15 protein-coding genes are annotated in these 13,753 nt (G+C 66.4%); 8 read left to right on the top strand and 7 right to left on the bottom strand.

Annotated features, from left to right (window positions below):
* Positions 1-14: 14 nt before the first annotated feature.
* From DEM25_RS11335 to DEM25_RS11305, 7 genes are all read right to left on the bottom strand, one after another.
* A complete protein-coding gene (locus DEM25_RS11335; protein ID WP_109765881.1) occupies positions 15-902 on the bottom strand; it encodes a YicC/YloC family endoribonuclease in 888 nt (295 codons plus the stop codon).
* Between the two features lie 35 nt (positions 903-937).
* Positions 938-2,152, bottom strand: a complete 1,215-nt coding sequence (gene mltG, locus DEM25_RS11330; protein ID WP_245412880.1) for an endolytic transglycosylase MltG — start codon at positions 2,150-2,152, stop codon at positions 938-940.
* 166 nt (positions 2,153-2,318) lie between these two features.
* On the bottom strand, positions 2,319-3,581 hold the full coding sequence (gene fabF, locus DEM25_RS11325) for a beta-ketoacyl-ACP synthase II (RefSeq protein ID WP_109766139.1): 1,263 nt from the start codon (positions 3,579-3,581) through the stop codon (positions 2,319-2,321).
* 44 nt (positions 3,582-3,625) lie between these two features.
* Complete coding sequence (locus tag DEM25_RS11320) at positions 3,626-3,862, bottom strand: acyl carrier protein (RefSeq protein WP_053998033.1); 237 nt, start codon at positions 3,860-3,862, stop codon at positions 3,626-3,628.
* A gap of 123 nt (positions 3,863-3,985) precedes the next feature.
* On the bottom strand, positions 3,986-4,723 hold the full coding sequence (gene fabG / locus DEM25_RS11315) for a 3-oxoacyl-[acyl-carrier-protein] reductase (protein ID WP_109765880.1): 738 nt from the start codon (positions 4,721-4,723) through the stop codon (positions 3,986-3,988).
* 37 nt (positions 4,724-4,760) lie between these two features.
* Positions 4,761-5,702: an ACP S-malonyltransferase gene (fabD, locus tag DEM25_RS11310; RefSeq protein ID WP_109765879.1), complete on the bottom strand. Its 942-nt coding sequence runs from the start codon at positions 5,700-5,702 to the stop codon at positions 4,761-4,763.
* 78 nt (positions 5,703-5,780) lie between these two features.
* Positions 5,781-6,704, bottom strand: coding sequence for a LysR family transcriptional regulator (locus tag DEM25_RS11305; protein ID WP_109765878.1), 924 nt, complete (start codon positions 6,702-6,704; stop codon positions 5,781-5,783).
* A gap of 75 nt (positions 6,705-6,779) precedes the next feature.
* Here DEM25_RS11305 and DEM25_RS11300 point away from each other — a divergent pair, with 75 nt between their 5' ends.
* The 8 genes from DEM25_RS11300 (at position 6,780) to DEM25_RS11265 (ending at position 13,742) form a co-directional block, all read left to right on the top strand.
* The gene (locus DEM25_RS11300) at positions 6,780-7,424 is read left to right on the top strand and encodes an NADPH-dependent F420 reductase (protein ID WP_109765877.1); all 645 of its coding nucleotides are present in this window, start codon (positions 6,780-6,782) and stop codon (positions 7,422-7,424) included.
* Positions 7,421-7,975 (top strand): antibiotic biosynthesis monooxygenase, encoded by a 555-nt coding sequence (locus DEM25_RS11295; protein WP_109765876.1) that lies wholly within the window; start codon positions 7,421-7,423, stop codon positions 7,973-7,975. Before DEM25_RS11300 ends, DEM25_RS11295 begins: the two co-directional genes overlap by 4 nt.
* Before the next feature lie 14 nt (positions 7,976-7,989).
* The gene (locus DEM25_RS11290; protein WP_109765875.1) at positions 7,990-8,727 is read left to right on the top strand and encodes a type 1 glutamine amidotransferase domain-containing protein; all 738 of its coding nucleotides are present in this window, start codon (positions 7,990-7,992) and stop codon (positions 8,725-8,727) included.
* Positions 8,728-8,834: 107 nt separating this feature from the next.
* Positions 8,835-9,122: a hypothetical protein gene (locus tag DEM25_RS11285; protein WP_109765874.1), complete on the top strand. Its 288-nt coding sequence runs from the start codon at positions 8,835-8,837 to the stop codon at positions 9,120-9,122.
* A gap of 165 nt (positions 9,123-9,287) precedes the next feature.
* A complete protein-coding gene (locus tag DEM25_RS11280; RefSeq protein ID WP_196780362.1) occupies positions 9,288-10,235 on the top strand; it encodes a calcium/sodium antiporter in 948 nt (315 codons plus the stop codon).
* An 80-nt stretch (positions 10,236-10,315) separates the two neighbouring features.
* Positions 10,316-11,014: a hypothetical protein gene (locus DEM25_RS17800; protein ID WP_158585250.1), complete on the top strand. Its 699-nt coding sequence runs from the start codon at positions 10,316-10,318 to the stop codon at positions 11,012-11,014.
* Positions 10,939-13,242 carry an efflux RND transporter permease subunit gene (locus tag DEM25_RS11270; protein ID WP_158585249.1) on the top strand — a complete coding sequence of 768 codons (2,304 nt, stop codon included), beginning with the start codon at positions 10,939-10,941 and terminating at the stop codon, positions 13,240-13,242. The genes DEM25_RS17800 and DEM25_RS11270 overlap by 76 nt, the downstream gene beginning before the upstream one ends.
* Positions 13,239-13,742, top strand: coding sequence for a ubiquitin family protein (locus DEM25_RS11265; protein WP_147393314.1), 504 nt, complete (start codon positions 13,239-13,241; stop codon positions 13,740-13,742). Before DEM25_RS11270 ends, DEM25_RS11265 begins: the two co-directional genes overlap by 4 nt.
* Positions 13,743-13,753 lie beyond the last annotated feature (11 nt).

Genomic DNA, 13,753 nt, shown 5'->3' with positions numbered 1-13,753 from the left:
GACCGTTTCTTGGTCTATTGCAGGTTTTGCACCTGTTCGCGCAACTGGTCGATCACAGATTTCAGCTCCAGGCCGATGGCGGTCAGGTCCGAAGACGCCGATTTCGAGCACAGCGTGTTGGCTTCGCGGTTGAACTCCTGGGCCAGAAAATCGAGCTTGCGGCCGATCGGGCCACCCTTGGCCAGATGATCGCGCGCGGCCGCGACATGGGCCTTCAGACGGTCGATCTCCTCGGTGACGTCAGCCTTGGCGGCAAGCAGCGCCACTTCGGCGTTCAGACGTTCGGAATCCAGCGTGGAATCGCCGAGAAGCCGCTCGAGCTGTGCCGAAAGGCGCGTTCCGATAGCGTCCGGCTGGCTTTCGGGCTCGTCCGCCGCACGGTCGACCAGCGCCTCGATCGCCGCGATATGGCCGGCAACAAGCGCGGCCATCGCCGCGCCTTCCGATCGGCGGGCGGCGATCAGCCCGTCAAGCGCGGCATCGACCAGCGCGCCGATTTCTTCGCTGTCGTCCGGGGCCAGACTTGCGGTGCCGTCCTCGGTCAGCACAACGCCACGCACCTGCAGAACCCCGTCCGTGGTCGGCGGCGCGAGCCCGGTCTCGACCGACAGCGCCATTGCCTGCGCGGCCACATGGCGAAACGCGCCGGCATCGATGGCAAGCGGCACCGCATCGGCAGGCGCCTCGGCGCCGATCGAAACCTGGATGTTGCCGCGCGCTACGCGGCCGGCGATCCGTTTCTTGAAGCCGGGTTCCAGCGCTTCGAGCCCCGGCGGAACACGGAGCTTGATGTCCAGCGAACGGCCATTGACGGAGCGGATGTCGCAATTGACCCGAACGGTGCCGATGGTCCGGTGTGCCGTGGCAAATCCGGTCATCGACTGAATGTCCGCTTCGCTCATCGCTTCCCCCTGCCGGCCGATGCGCGTCTGCCGTGTCAGTTCTGCGTGGCCTCGCCCTCGGCGGGCTGTTCGGCCGCCTCCCGCGCCGCCTCGCGCTCGGCCTCGATCTGCCGCCATCGGCGCACATTGGCGTTGTGTTCGTCAAGCGTCCTGGAAAATGCGTGTCCGCCGGTTCCGTCGGCAACGAAGAACAGGTCTTCCGTTTGCGCCGGGTTGGCGACCGCTTCCAGCGATGCGCGGCCGGGAATCGCGATCGGGCCCGGCGGCAGGCCGTCGATCTGATAGGTGTTGTAGGGTGTGGGATTGTCGATGTCGGACTGGTAGATGGGTCGGTCGGCGGGTTTCCCCTCACCGCCGAAAATGCCGTAGATGATCGTCGGGTCGGATTGCAGCCGCATGCCGCGTTCGAGGCGGTTGACGAAGACCCCGGCGACACGCGGGCGCTCCTCGGCAAGCGCGGTCTCCTTTTCCACGATCGATGCCAGGGTGACGAATTCGTTGATGTCGTTCAGCGGCAGATCCGGATCGCGCTTTTCCCAGATCTGCGCAATCAGCCGCTCCTGCTGATCGATCATGCGCGCGATGATGTCGCTGCGTTCGGTGCCTCGCGTGAATTTCTGCGTGTCGGCGATCAGCATACCCTCGGGCGGCATGTCGGAAGGCATGTCACCGGAGAGAAACTCGTTCTCGGCGATCCGCGCGAATGCCTGGGCGACGGTCGTGCCCTCGACGATCGTCAACGGATGCAGGATGGCGACGCCCTGCACCATCGTCTCCATGATGTCCTTCATCGAGGCGCGGGCGGTGATCTCGAACTCGCCGGCCTTGAAGGCGTCCTGGTTGCCGTAGGCGCGCGCGCCCAGCTCGAAAATGCGCGCATTGGTGATCATGCCGCGCCGCTCCAGCCCGTTGGCGATCTGGATGAGCGTGGCACCGGGGCGGACCATATAGGTCGACGAGGCCGCAAGCGGCCCGGGCTGCTCGAAGCGCAGTTTGCCCAGATACAAGGCGCCGCCCAGCGCGACCATCGACATGATGAGCAGCGTGAACAGGAAATTGGCGAAGACGACGACCTGGCTGCGCGCGGCACGGGCGCGCCGGCGCTTTGGCGGCTCGACACCGCCGTCGGGGCGCAGGGCCTGGGCCGGAGAGCGCGGAATGGGCCGCTGACCGGTGTCCGGCGCCACTGGATCGGCGCCCGGCACAGCCGGCTTGCGGCCCCCGCGCCCGAACTTGATCTTGTCACTCACGTCGCATCCCCTGATGGCGAATGGTGGCGGTTCGCACACTGTCGCTCCGGCTTGGCCGGGTTGGCTTGTCGCTTCGACAGAATGTCATGGTTTGGCGTATCGACGCGCACAATAAAAGCCTTTGTGGCGAAAAACCGGTGGCCCCTTGCGGAACCTTGGCGCTGCGTCAGGCGTCGAAGCGGCGCAGGACCAGCGAGGCGTTGGTGCCGCCAAAGCCGAACGAGTTGGACAGGGCGATATCGACCCGACGCTGGCGTTTTTGATGCGGTACAAGGTCGATCGCGGTGTCCACATCGGGATTGTCGAGATTGATCGTCGGCGGCACGACCTGATCACGGATGGCCAGCGTGCAGAAGATCGCCTCGACCGCGCCAGCCGCGCCCAGAAGATGGCCGATGCACGACTTGGTCGACGACATGGACACCTTGCCCGCCGCATTGCCCAGAACCCGCTCAACGGCACCCAGTTCGATCGTATCGGCCATGGTCGATGTGCCGTGGGCGTTGATGTAGTCGATTTCGGCAGGCGCGATGCCGGCGCGGGCGAGCGCGGAGCGCATGCAGCGTTCGGCGCCCTCACCGTTCTCGGACGGAGCGGTGATGTGATAGGCATCGCCCGAAAGGCCGTAGCCGACCACTTCGGCGTAGATCTTCGCGCCGCGCGCCTTTGCGTGTTCGAGTTCCTCGAGCACGACGACACCGGCGCCCTCGCCCATGACGAACCCGTCGCGGTCGCGGTCATAGGGACGCGAGGCGGCAGCCGGATCATCGTTGCGGCCGGTGGACAGCGCCTTGCAGGCGGCAAAGCCAGCCAGCGAAATCCGGCAGACCGGCGATTCCGTGCCGCCGGCGACCATCACGTCCGCATCGCCCAGCGCGATCAGGCGGCTGGCATCGCCGATGGCATGCGCGCCGGTCGAACAGGCGGTGACGACCGAGTGGTTCGGGCCGCGCAGCTTGTGGCGGATCGAGACATGGCCGCTGACCAGATTGATCAGCCGGCCGGGAATGAAGAAAGGCGAAACGCGGCGCGGACCGCGGTCGCGCAGCACGTATCCGGTCTCGACGATGCCCTCGATGCCGCCAATGCCCGATCCGATCAGGACGCCGGTCGCGATCTGGTCCTCATCGCTTTCGGGATGCCAGTCGGCATCGGCGAGCGCCTGTTCGGCCGCGGCAACGCCATAGACGATGAAATCATCGACCTTGCGCTGCTCCTTGGGCTCCATCCAGTCGTCGGCATTGTAGGTGCCGTCGCTGCCGTCGCCGAACGGCAGACGGCAGGCAATCTGCGCCGGCAGGTCGTCGACCTCGAACTCGGTGACCTTGCGCGCGGCGCTTCGGCCCTCGAGCAGGCGGGCCCATGTGGTTTCGGCGTCCGCCGCGAGCGGCGAAACCATGCCGATCCCGGTGATGACAACACGGCGCATCTGCATCGGAAACGCACCCGGCGCGAACGGCCGGGCGTCTGAGGTCAGGCGTTGGCTTTTTCGATGAACTTGACCGCATCGCCCACGGTCAGGATCGTTTCGGCGGCATCATCGGGGATTTCCACGCCGAACTCTTCCTCGAACGCCATCACGAGTTCGACCGTATCGAGGCTGTCGGCGCCCAGATCGTCGATGAAGCTTGCGCCTTCGGTCACCTTGTCTGCGTCAACACCGAGGTGCTCGACGACGATCTTCTTGACCCGCTCTGCAACATCACTCATGTCGGAAATCCTTGATTGGTTCTATTCGGTTCGCTCGTGACTATCCGCACCCGCCAGCCTAATCAAGATGAAAGAGCGGAGCGAAAAGAAGTTTGTGGACGGCCCAAATGCCGGAACGCGCCCTCAGATCATCGCCATGCCGCCATTGACGTGCAGCGTCTGGCCGGTGATGTAAGACGCTTCGTCGGAGGCGAGAAACGCCACTGTCATTGCCACTTCAGCGCCCGTGCCCATGCGCTTCATCGGGATGGCGCCCATAATGGCATCGGTCTGTTTTTCATTGAGTTTTTCGGTCATCGCGCTCTCGATGAAGCCCGGCGCGACGGCATTGACGGTGACATTGCGCGAGGCAATCTCCTGGGCCAGCGACTTGGTGAAGCCGATCAGTCCCGCCTTTGAGGCGCAATAGTTCGCCTGGCCGGCATTGCCGGTGACGCCGACAACCGAGGAGATGTTGACGATGCGACCGTTGCGACGGCGCATCATCGGGTGGGTCAGCGCCCGCGTCAGCCGGAACACAGCCGTCAGGTTGACCTCGATGACCGTGTCCCAGTCGTCGTCGGACATGCGCACGAAGAGCCCGTCACGGGTGATGCCGGCATTGTTGACGAGGATGTCGACGCCTTCCAGGTCCGCCTCGGCCTTCCTGGCCAGATCGTCGACTGCGGCACGATCGGACAGGTTGGCGGGAAAGATTTGCACCCGGCCGCCGAGCTCGCCGGCCAGCGCTTCGAGCCTTTCTTCGCGCGTGCCATGCAGGCCCACGGTCGCGCCCTGGGCATGCAGCGTGCGGGCGATCGCCTCGCCAATGCCCCCGGACGCGCCGGTCACCAGCGCCTTGCGGCCGCTCAGATCGATCATGGCAGTTCCCGTTCCGTTGTTTCGCTCTGGCTCTGGCTCAGGCGTTCTTTTCGAGGAACGCTTCTATATCGGCGGGCGTCGAAATGGCAACGGCATCGACCGAGCGGTCTATGCGGCGCGCCAGCCCGGTCAGCACCTTGCCCGATCCGGCCTCGACCAGATTTGTGACGCCCTGTGCGGCCAGCCATTGCACGGTTTCGCGCCAACGCACCTGCCCGGTGACCTGCTTGACGAGCGTTTCGATGATGGCGTCGGCTCCGGTCACGGGCGCCACCGTCACATTGGCGATGACGGGCACCATCGGCTCGGACACGCGGACATTGGCGAGCGCTTCGGCCATGGCATCGGCGGCCGGCGCCATCAGCGATGAATGAAAGGGCGCCGAGACAGCGAGCAGCTTGGCGAGCTTTGCGCCATTGGCCCTGGCGATGTCGGCAGCAGCCTCGACCGCCTGCCTGCCGCCGGAAATGACGATCTGCCCGCCGCCATTGTCATTGGCGATCTGGCAGGGCCCGTGGGCTGCGGCCTCGTCGCAGGCTGCCTGCACGCCCGCATCGTCGAGACCGATGATCGCCGCCATCGCTCCTTCGCCGGCCGGGACGGCGGCCTGCATGGCGTTGCCGCGCACCCGCAGCAGCCGCGCCGCATCGGCGATGGTAAAGGTGCCGGCGGCGGCGTGGGCGGAGTATTCGCCCAACGAGTGTCCGGCGACGAAAGCGGCCTTTTCCCAGACCTTGTAGCCCTGGGCTTCCAGCACGCGGACAACGGCCATCGAGACGGCCATCAGGGCCGGCTGGGCGTTGGCGGTCAGGGTGAGCGAATCGTCCGGCCCTTCCCACATCGTCTTTGAAAGGTTTTCGCCCAGCGCCGCATCCACCTCCTCGAAGACGGCCCGCGCTTCTGCAAACGCATCGGCGAGGTCCTTGCCCATGCCGACGGCCTGTGAGCCCTGGCCCGGAAACGTGAAGGCAATTGTCATGATCGGTCCTCGTCAAAAGCGCGCGCTTGGTGCGGGAGAAGGGCTGGAGTGTCAAGGCCAAACGGCCGCGACGCCGCGTCAGGATGCACCGAACAGTTCGCGGAACGCGCCAACCAGCCAGCGATGCAGCGGGTTGGCCGCGTTGCGTCGGTGAATGACCGCCGAGATGACGATCTCGCGCAGCGACAATGGCGGTCGATGGACGATGAGCCCGAAGCGGTGCGCGTAGATGCCGACGAGCCTTTCGGGAAGCGTGGCGACCAGATCGGTGGTCGCCGCCGTCTCGAGCGCCGGCATGAAGAGCGGCACAGCAGCGGCGACATCGCGGCGCCGACCCTGCCCGGCCAGCACATCGTCGACGATGCCTTCCAGATCGCCCGACGGCGAGACGACCAGGTGGCGGCAGGCGCAATAAGTCTCAAGGTCGAGCGCCTGTCCGACAAGCGGATGTCCGGACCGGGCAACCACACGATAGCCCTGACCATAGAGCGACCTCGCTTCAAAACCCGACGGCAGGTCCCAGAAGAAGCCGGTGGCAAGATCGATCTCGCCCTGCGCCAACGCCGCCAGAGCCGCCTTGCGCTCGAGACTGCGGACGGCGACCCGCAAGCCGGGAGCCTTGTCGCTCAGCCGCGCCAGAAGCGGCGGCAGCATGGTCATGATCTCGTTGTCGTTGGCGGCGATACGCACAATGGCTTCGGCGCGCGCCGGTTCGAACGGCGCGGGCGGCTTCAGCGCTTTGTCCAGTGTCTCCACCGCCTCGCGCACCACCGGTTCGAGCGCCAGCGCAACCGATGTCGGCTCCATGCCGTGCGGCTGGCGCAGAAAGAGCGGGTCGCCGAACGCATCGCGCAGGCGCTTGAGCGCATGACTGATCGCCGACTGCGTCAGCCCCATCTCGCGAGCGACAGCGACCGCCTTGCGGTGGCGCATCATCGACAGGAAGACGAGCAGCAATGTCATGTCGAGGCGGCGTAATGCAACTGTATCGATATCAGACATTGATCGATTTCATTTTCATTGAACTAGGTGGCGCTTTATCTCTCCGCCCATGGAAAGCCAAGCGGAAACCGGTTCATGACAATCGCGATCATCGGCGCCGGCCATGTCGGCCGCGCGCTTGCAGCGGGGTGGGCGCGTGCCGGCCACGACATCGTTCTCGGCGTCCGGGCCCGTCGATCAACGGACGGCGCGTCCATCGGCGACGCCCCCGGCGTGCGGCGGGAAAACCCCCGCGATGCAGCGCGGGCGGCATCGACAGTGGTGCTTGCCCTGCCCTGGGCTGCGGCGGAAACCGCGCTGCCGACGCTCGGAGACCTGACCGGCAAGACCGTCATCGACTGCATGAACCCGATCACGCGTACGCCGGACGGCATGGGCCTGGCCGTCGGCCACACATCGTCCGGCGCCGAGCAGGTGGCGCGATGGCTGCCGGGCGCCAACATCGTCAAGACGCTCAACCAGGTGGGCGCGGAGATCATGGCCGATACGTCGGGTTTCGCGATGCCGCCCGTCATGTTCATGGCCGGCGACGATGACGGTGCGAAAGCCGTGGTCGCCGGGCTTCTGACCGATCTCGGATTCGAGCCGCTCGATGCGGGCGATCTGACAAGGGCGCGACTGTTGGAGCCTTATGCGCTGGTCTGGATCAACCAGGCGATCCTGCGCGGCAAGGGCCGCAGCTGGGCCTTCGCCGCCGTCGAGCGGGCCGGCACGTCATGAGCGAGCCCGTCACAGTCATCGCGCGCCGGCGCGTCAGGCCCGGTTCCGAACAGGCTTATGAGGACTGGCTCGAGCGCCTGACGACCGAGGCAAAGGACCTTCCCGGCTATGTCGGCGCCGAGTTCCATCGGCCCGAGGCGGGCGAGCGCGAGTACAGAAGCGTCTTCCGGTTCGACAGTCTGGAAAACCTTGAAGCCTTCGAGCGCTCCGACCTGCGGGCGCGATACCTGGAAGAGATTGCGCCGCATGTGGATGGCGATGCCGCCTGGGACCGGATGACAGGGCTCGAAGTCTGGTTCGACCCGCCGCCAGGCACCGTGGTGCCGCAGCCCTCGCCTCATCGTATGGCGGCGCTCCTGATCGCGGTCGTCTTTGTTCTGGTGCTTGCGCTGAACCTTGTTCTCGACCCGCTCATCGGCGGCTGGCCGCTGGCCTTGCGCCTGCTGCTGACCGTCACGCTTCAGGTGCTGGCGATGACCTACCTGATCATGCCCCGCCTGACCCGCGCACTGGCGCGGTGGATTTATCCCTCGACCCAAACCGTCTCCTGAAAGGACCTTGCGCAATGAGTGCATCCATCGACACACACGGCGAAAAACGCATTCTCATGATCGCCGCCAACCCGGCCACCTCGCCGACCACGGGCTGGCCGGTCGGCTTCTGGTGGGCCGAACTCACCCATCCCTACTGGGTGTTCACCGAGGCCGGCTACACGGTCGACATCGTATCGCCCAAGGGCGGCGACCTTGCCGCCGACGGCTTTTCCGACCCCGAAGATGACAGCCAATACTCGGCCCACGACATCGTCTCGCTGGGCTTCAAGAAATCGCCAGCCCATGCCGCGCTGCTCACGGGCACCAAGTCCATCGCCGATGTGTCGATTGAGGATTATGACGCGATCTTTCTTGCCGGCGGCCAATCGCCGATGGTCACCATGATCGACGATGGCGACCTGCACGCCTTCGTCGCCAAGGCCCATGAGGCGGACAAGGCGGTGGCCATCGTCTGCCATGCAACCTGCGTGCTGCTCAAAACGAAACTGCCGGACGGCTCGCTTCTCGTTGCCGGCAAGACATGGACGGGCTTTGCCGATGCCGAAGAGAAGTTCGCCGACGATTTCGTCGGGCAGAAGATCCAGCCGTTCTGGATCGAGGAGGAGGCCCGGAAACTCGACGGAACCAACTTCGTCGTCAACTCGCCGTTCAAGCCGTTCGCGGTGCGCGACGGCAATCTGATCACCGGCCAGCAGCAATTCTCCGGCGCGGCTGCGGCCGAACTGGTCGTCGACACGCTCGGTCGATAGGCAGGCCGCAACCCCGCCAAGGCAGGGCTTGCAAATGCCGCAATCAGAGCCTTGAGTATCGGTCAGCCAGCCGGAAACCGGCGCGCACCAACACTCAAGGCCCTTTCATGACCGACACCCAATCAACGACCGACATTGGACCCGAAACCTCGGGGGAAACCGCCGTGCTGACGACGTCGGCGCTGTTCACCGCGATCGCCGGCATCATTCTGGTCGATGCGGAAATTCTGGCCGTCGCCGGAACCGCGGCCTATGCGCTGTCGACCGCCATCGGCACCGGGCCGGTGGGACTGGCCGTCATCGGCGGACTGGTCGGCCTGCCGACGCTCTGGCTGTGCTGGATGGTGGCGCGGCTGGCGATCGCGGGCGAGCGGGATGCGGCAAACGACGAATGATCGACCCGGCCACGCTGATCGCCTATCTGGCCATTCCGCCTCGCATTCGGGAACAATGGCGACGCCCCTTGCGCGCCGCCGCGGACACACCATCTGATCGTCGACAGGCCAGCCGCCCGGTCCTGTTGGCACGGTGAAACGTGCCTTCTGCGTCGTTGGCGCGGCATGGACCTGATTGTGAACTCCTATCTGCTTGTTGCCGCAGGTCTGGCGGCTTTGTTTGTGGGCGGCGAACTGCTGGTGCGGGGCGCCGTGGCAGCGGCGCTTCGCCTCGGCATCAGCGCGTTTGTGGTCGGCGTGGTGGTGGTCGGCTTCGGCACGTCGATGCCCGAACTGCTGGTGTCCGTGCGCGCGGCACTGGCCGGAACGCCGGCGATCGCGCTGGGCAATGTCATCGGATCGAACATCGCCAACATCCTGCTCATCGCCGGGATCGGCATCGCGATCGCGCCGGTTGCCGCGCTCGACCGGGCAAACCGAACCGACGTGATCGTCATGCTGGTGGCCGGGCTCGCCGCGACCGGGCTGCTGTTCTTCGACACGATCGGACGGGTCATCGGGCTCGGTCTTCTGGTCCTTCTGGCCGTCTATCTGGGAAATGCGGTCCGATCGGACAGCGATGCCGGCGCGGCTACTGAACAGCCGGTGGCCGGATCAGGCGCGGCCGCCGTCCCCGTCATCGCATTGCTGCTTGTCGGCGGTCTGGCCCTGCTGTTTGCGGGCGCGGAGATGCTGATCAACGGGGCGACCGCCATCGCGCGTGGCCTCGGCATATCGGAAGCGGTGATCGGGCTGACGATCGTCGCCGTCGGAACGTCCCTGCCCGAGCTTGCGACGACACTGGTCGCCGCCATCCGCCGCCAGGGCGACGTGGCGATCGGCAACGTCATCGGCTCGAACATCTTCAACATCTTCGGCATTCTGGGAGCCACCGCGCTTGTCGTGCCGATCCCGGCAGCCGGCGTGCTCGCGCCCGGCGACGCCCTCATGCTGGGCTTGGCAACGGCAGTTTTCGCCGCGCTCCTGCTGAGCGGCCGGACGATCGGACGGGTCTGGGGCATTGCGTTGCTCGCCACATATGCCGGCTACACGGCCTGGCTGTTCTGGACCTGACGGCAGTCCCCCTCCGCTCGCCGCTTGCCGCGGGCCCGGCCCTCCCATACAGTCTTTTCGGCTGAGCAGGGGGCCCGGGGATGACGATCACGGCAGCCGCACCGACACGCGCGATCACCGGAGGGGCCACGCCCTTCCCGGAGGCAGCGGCCGAAACGGTCGCTGCCAGGCTCGGCCAACGCGTTGCGTCACTCGATGGCACGCCGCATGAGCTGTTCGCCCGCCTCTACCGGTGCTCGACCATACATTGGCTGGATCGTCTGAGCGGCCAGCCGGACGCCGACATCGTCTTCCGCCTGATTCCGCATTTCTTCGCACTGTATGAAGAGCGCGTGGGCGCGGTCATCGCCGGCCGCGGCCCCTGCTCGGCCCACTGGAAGCCCTATTTCGACGCCTGCCGCAGTCCGCACTGGCGGCACCGACCGGCCGATGCATGGCGGATCGTCGTCGCCGGCGTGCACGCCCACACGACCATCGATTTGCGCGACGCGATCGTGCGCACGGTCTCCGACCACCGACTGAGCTATGGCCGGCCGCCGGATCTGGACGTGTTCGAAACGCTGATGTTCGGCTCGGTTTGCGACCGGTCCTTCGCCGCGGCAGCGGTCGCCTTTTGCGATCACAATCGCCGGACCGCAGGGCCGCTCCTGGGCTCGCGCCTTGCGGCGCAAAGCCCGAACGGGCTGATCGCGGTCTGGGGACGATGGCTGCACGCCTGGCGCTGGTCGGCATGGACGGACGCCCGGGCACGCATCGCTTGGGCGCACGGGCCGTCGTGAAGCAGCCTCTCGCGCTTTTCGATGTCCTGGGGTTTCCGGGCGTCTGGGCGTCGCGAAATCCGGTGCGAGCGGCGCTCGTTCTGAGCCTGATCATGCTCGGCGCACTTGCGGTCCTGCCGCAGCTCCGCTTCGACGACAATGTGGTGCGCACGCTGTCATCGGACAGCGCCGTCTCGCGCGACTATCGCGCCCTTTCCGAAGATCTAAGAGGGGCCGAACAGGATATCCTCGTTCTCGCCGAGCATCCGGCCGGCTTTTCGGCGGATGCCTATCGGCAGATGCGCGACCTTGCGCTCGAACTCGAGCTGACCGGCCGCGTCAACTACGTCCTGTCGCCGTTCGCGCTGCGCTTTCCGCCCGACCACGAGGCCTATCCCGGCGCGCCGATGGTGCCCGAACCGATCGATCCGGACACGCTGGAGCCCCGGATCGAGGCCTTTTCGGAACTCACCGGCACGCTGCCGCCGCTGATCAGCCCGGATCGGACCGCTCTGTTGATGGCCGTCGCCATAGACCTGCCCCACGGCAGCCCAGAGACGCGCCCGCTGCTCGCGACGATCAGAGCGCTGACCGATGCGTTCGGTGCGCCCGGCCTTGCCTATACCGTCGCCGGCGAACCGGCGATGGCGGTCGACATCGTCGAAGCGCTGCGTGTCGACCTGATCCGCCTGAACGTGGCCGGGGGCCTCTTGGGTGTCCTGATGTGCTGGGTGATCTTCGGCGATCTGCGCGTTGCGGCGCTGACCGCCGCACCGGCGGCCGCCGGCCTGCTGGTCACGCTCGGGATATTCGCGGCGACGGGACTGCCGATCACCGTGATCACCAATGTCGTGCCGGTCCTGGTGCTGGTGCTCGGCCTTGCCGACAGCGTGCACCTGGTCATGCATCTTCTTGAAGACGCACCGGCGACCACTCCGACCCCTGAGCGCATCGCCGATACCGCCGGCCGTGTCGGTCCCGCCTGCGGGTTGACGGCGATCACCACCGCCGTGGCATTCGCCGCCATCGCCATCGCCGACAGCGAGCCCTTGCGGGAACTGGCGCTGCTCGGCGCGCTGTCGACGATATCGGCCTATCTCGTCGTTCTGGTCGGCTATGCCCTTCTTGCGCGGTTCGTTCCCGCCGGGGCCGCGGCGCGCCTTCGGCGGCGGCGCACGGTCGGCGTGCCGCCCCTGTTCGGCCAGCTCGTCTTCAATCACGGGCGCGTCGTCATCGCTTGCGGCGCCTTCATCGGGCTTGCAGCGACCTTCGCCGTGTCGCTGACCGAACCCTGGTTCACATATCGCGGAAATCTGGCGCAGGACAGCGCCGTCTACCGCGCATCCGATGTCATAGAACGGGATTTTGGCGGGTTCTTCCGTGCCTGGGTCGACTTCGATCTCGAGGCCGAGGGCGGCTGGACAACCGGATCCGGCTGGCGGAGCCTGGTTGCCTCGACCGAGCGCCTTCAGGCCGAAAACCCGCAGCTGGCCGTCATCTCGCTGGCGACATTGGCGGCACAGCTTGGCGTTTCGGGACGGCCGCCGGGACCTGAAGACCTCGCCGACGTTCCCCCGGCACTTCTGCGCCAATTGGCCTCCGAAGAAGGACAGACCACGCGCGTGATGGTGCCCATCGGAGACCCGATGCGCGATGAAGCGGCGCTCGCCAGGTTCGACCGGTTCGAACAGAGCGCGCGGGCAAGCGGGGCAGCCCGTGTCAGCGGTCTGCCGGTGCTGATGCGCCACGAACCGCTCGACATCATCCAGCAGTTGTCGATCGGGCTGGTCATGGCGTGCCTTGCCTCCGTGGTGCTGGTCGCGGTCGCGCTTGGCTGGCCGATGCTGGCGATCGCCCTCTTGCTTCCGAACCTGTTGCCGCTGGCGTTGGCCGGCGCGGCGCTGCACCTGATCGACGGCGGACGGATGATACCGACGGCCGCGCTTGCGCTGACCGTCGCATTCGGGATCGCGGTCGACGACTCGATCCACTTCGTCAGCCGGTTCGACCGCGAGCGGCGCGACGGACATGCCATCGACGCTGCCCTGCGCCGATCGCTCGAGGGAACCGGGCGGGCGATGATCGCGACGACGCTGCTGTTGTGTGTCGGCCTGCTGGTCGTTTATCTGAGCGCATTCGCCACGGTCCGGCTGTTCGGAACCATGCTGATCCTTACCTTCATCACGGCGCTGCTGGCCGACCTGGTCTTCCTGCCCGCGCTTCTGCGACAACGATGGTTTCGCCGATGATCCGCCCGGCCCTGCTTGTGCTCCTGATGGTCGGCCTAGCGTGGCCGGCGAAGGCCGAACCCCTTCTGTCGCTTGGCGGCAAGTGGGCGGGTGCGGGATGGGCGAGCCGCGAACCCGGTGCGCCGCGCGAGCGGGTGCGCTGCCGCCTGACCAACCGGGTCGATCACGCTCTTGGGCGCTTGTCGGTTTCGGGCACGTGCGCGGCGCCGGGGCGGCGGTTCGACCTTTCGGGCCGGATGACCGCCGAAGGGGGCAGACTGAGCGGTCGCTGGTCGAACCCGTTCGGCGCGGGGGCCGCCAATGTCTCCGGACGCAGCCGTGGCCAGACGATGACGGTCTCCTTCCGGGGGCGCGATCCGGACACCGGCGAACGCTTCAAGGTACAGATGCGGTGGACAATCGGCGACGATCGCTTCTCGATCACAACCGCAAGCGCGCCCATTGATGGAGAAACCTACCGTGTCGTCGGCGAGATCGGTTTCGCACGGACGGACGGCTGACGGCGCACCTT

The sequence above is a fragment of the Oceaniradius stylonematis genome (assembly GCF_003149475.2).
Classification (GTDB): domain Bacteria; phylum Pseudomonadota; class Alphaproteobacteria; order Rhizobiales; family Rhizobiaceae; genus Roseitalea; species Roseitalea stylonematis.
The sequence above is the reverse complement of the archived record's forward strand: the minus strand, read 5'-3'. Positions and strand labels throughout refer to the sequence as shown.

Bases quoted from the DNA above. Each gene is read 5' to 3' on its own strand.
- DEM25_RS11305 (WP_109765878.1), bottom strand. From the start codon at position 6,704: ATGTCTGATATCGATACAGTTGCATTACGCCGCCTCGACATGACATTG.
- DEM25_RS11265 (WP_147393314.1), top strand. From the start codon at position 13,239: ATGATCCGCCCGGCCCTGCTTGTGCTCCTGATGGTCGGCCTAGCGTGG.
- DEM25_RS11290 (WP_109765875.1), top strand. From the start codon at position 7,990: ATGAGTGCATCCATCGACACACACGGCGAAAAACGCATTCTCATGATC.
- DEM25_RS11320 (WP_053998033.1), bottom strand. From the start codon at position 3,862: ATGAGTGATGTTGCAGAGCGGGTCAAGAAGATCGTCGTCGAGCACCTC.
- DEM25_RS11270 (WP_158585249.1), top strand. From the start codon at position 10,939: ATGGCTGCACGCCTGGCGCTGGTCGGCATGGACGGACGCCCGGGCACG.
- fabD (WP_109765879.1), bottom strand. From the start codon at position 5,702: ATGACAATTGCCTTCACGTTTCCGGGCCAGGGCTCACAGGCCGTCGGC.
- fabG (WP_109765880.1), bottom strand. From the start codon at position 4,723: ATGATCGATCTGAGCGGCCGCAAGGCGCTGGTGACCGGCGCGTCCGGG.
- DEM25_RS11295 (WP_109765876.1), top strand. From the start codon at position 7,421: ATGAGCGAGCCCGTCACAGTCATCGCGCGCCGGCGCGTCAGGCCCGGT.
- DEM25_RS11300 (WP_109765877.1), top strand. From the start codon at position 6,780: ATGACAATCGCGATCATCGGCGCCGGCCATGTCGGCCGCGCGCTTGCA.
- DEM25_RS11335 (WP_109765881.1), bottom strand. From the start codon at position 902: ATGAGCGAAGCGGACATTCAGTCGATGACCGGATTTGCCACGGCACAC.
- fabF (WP_109766139.1), bottom strand. From the start codon at position 3,581: ATGCGCCGTGTTGTCATCACCGGGATCGGCATGGTTTCGCCGCTCGCG.
- DEM25_RS17800 (WP_158585250.1), top strand. From the start codon at position 10,316: ATGACGATCACGGCAGCCGCACCGACACGCGCGATCACCGGAGGGGCC.
- DEM25_RS11280 (WP_196780362.1), top strand. From the start codon at position 9,288: ATGGACCTGATTGTGAACTCCTATCTGCTTGTTGCCGCAGGTCTGGCG.
- DEM25_RS11285 (WP_109765874.1), top strand. From the start codon at position 8,835: ATGACCGACACCCAATCAACGACCGACATTGGACCCGAAACCTCGGGG.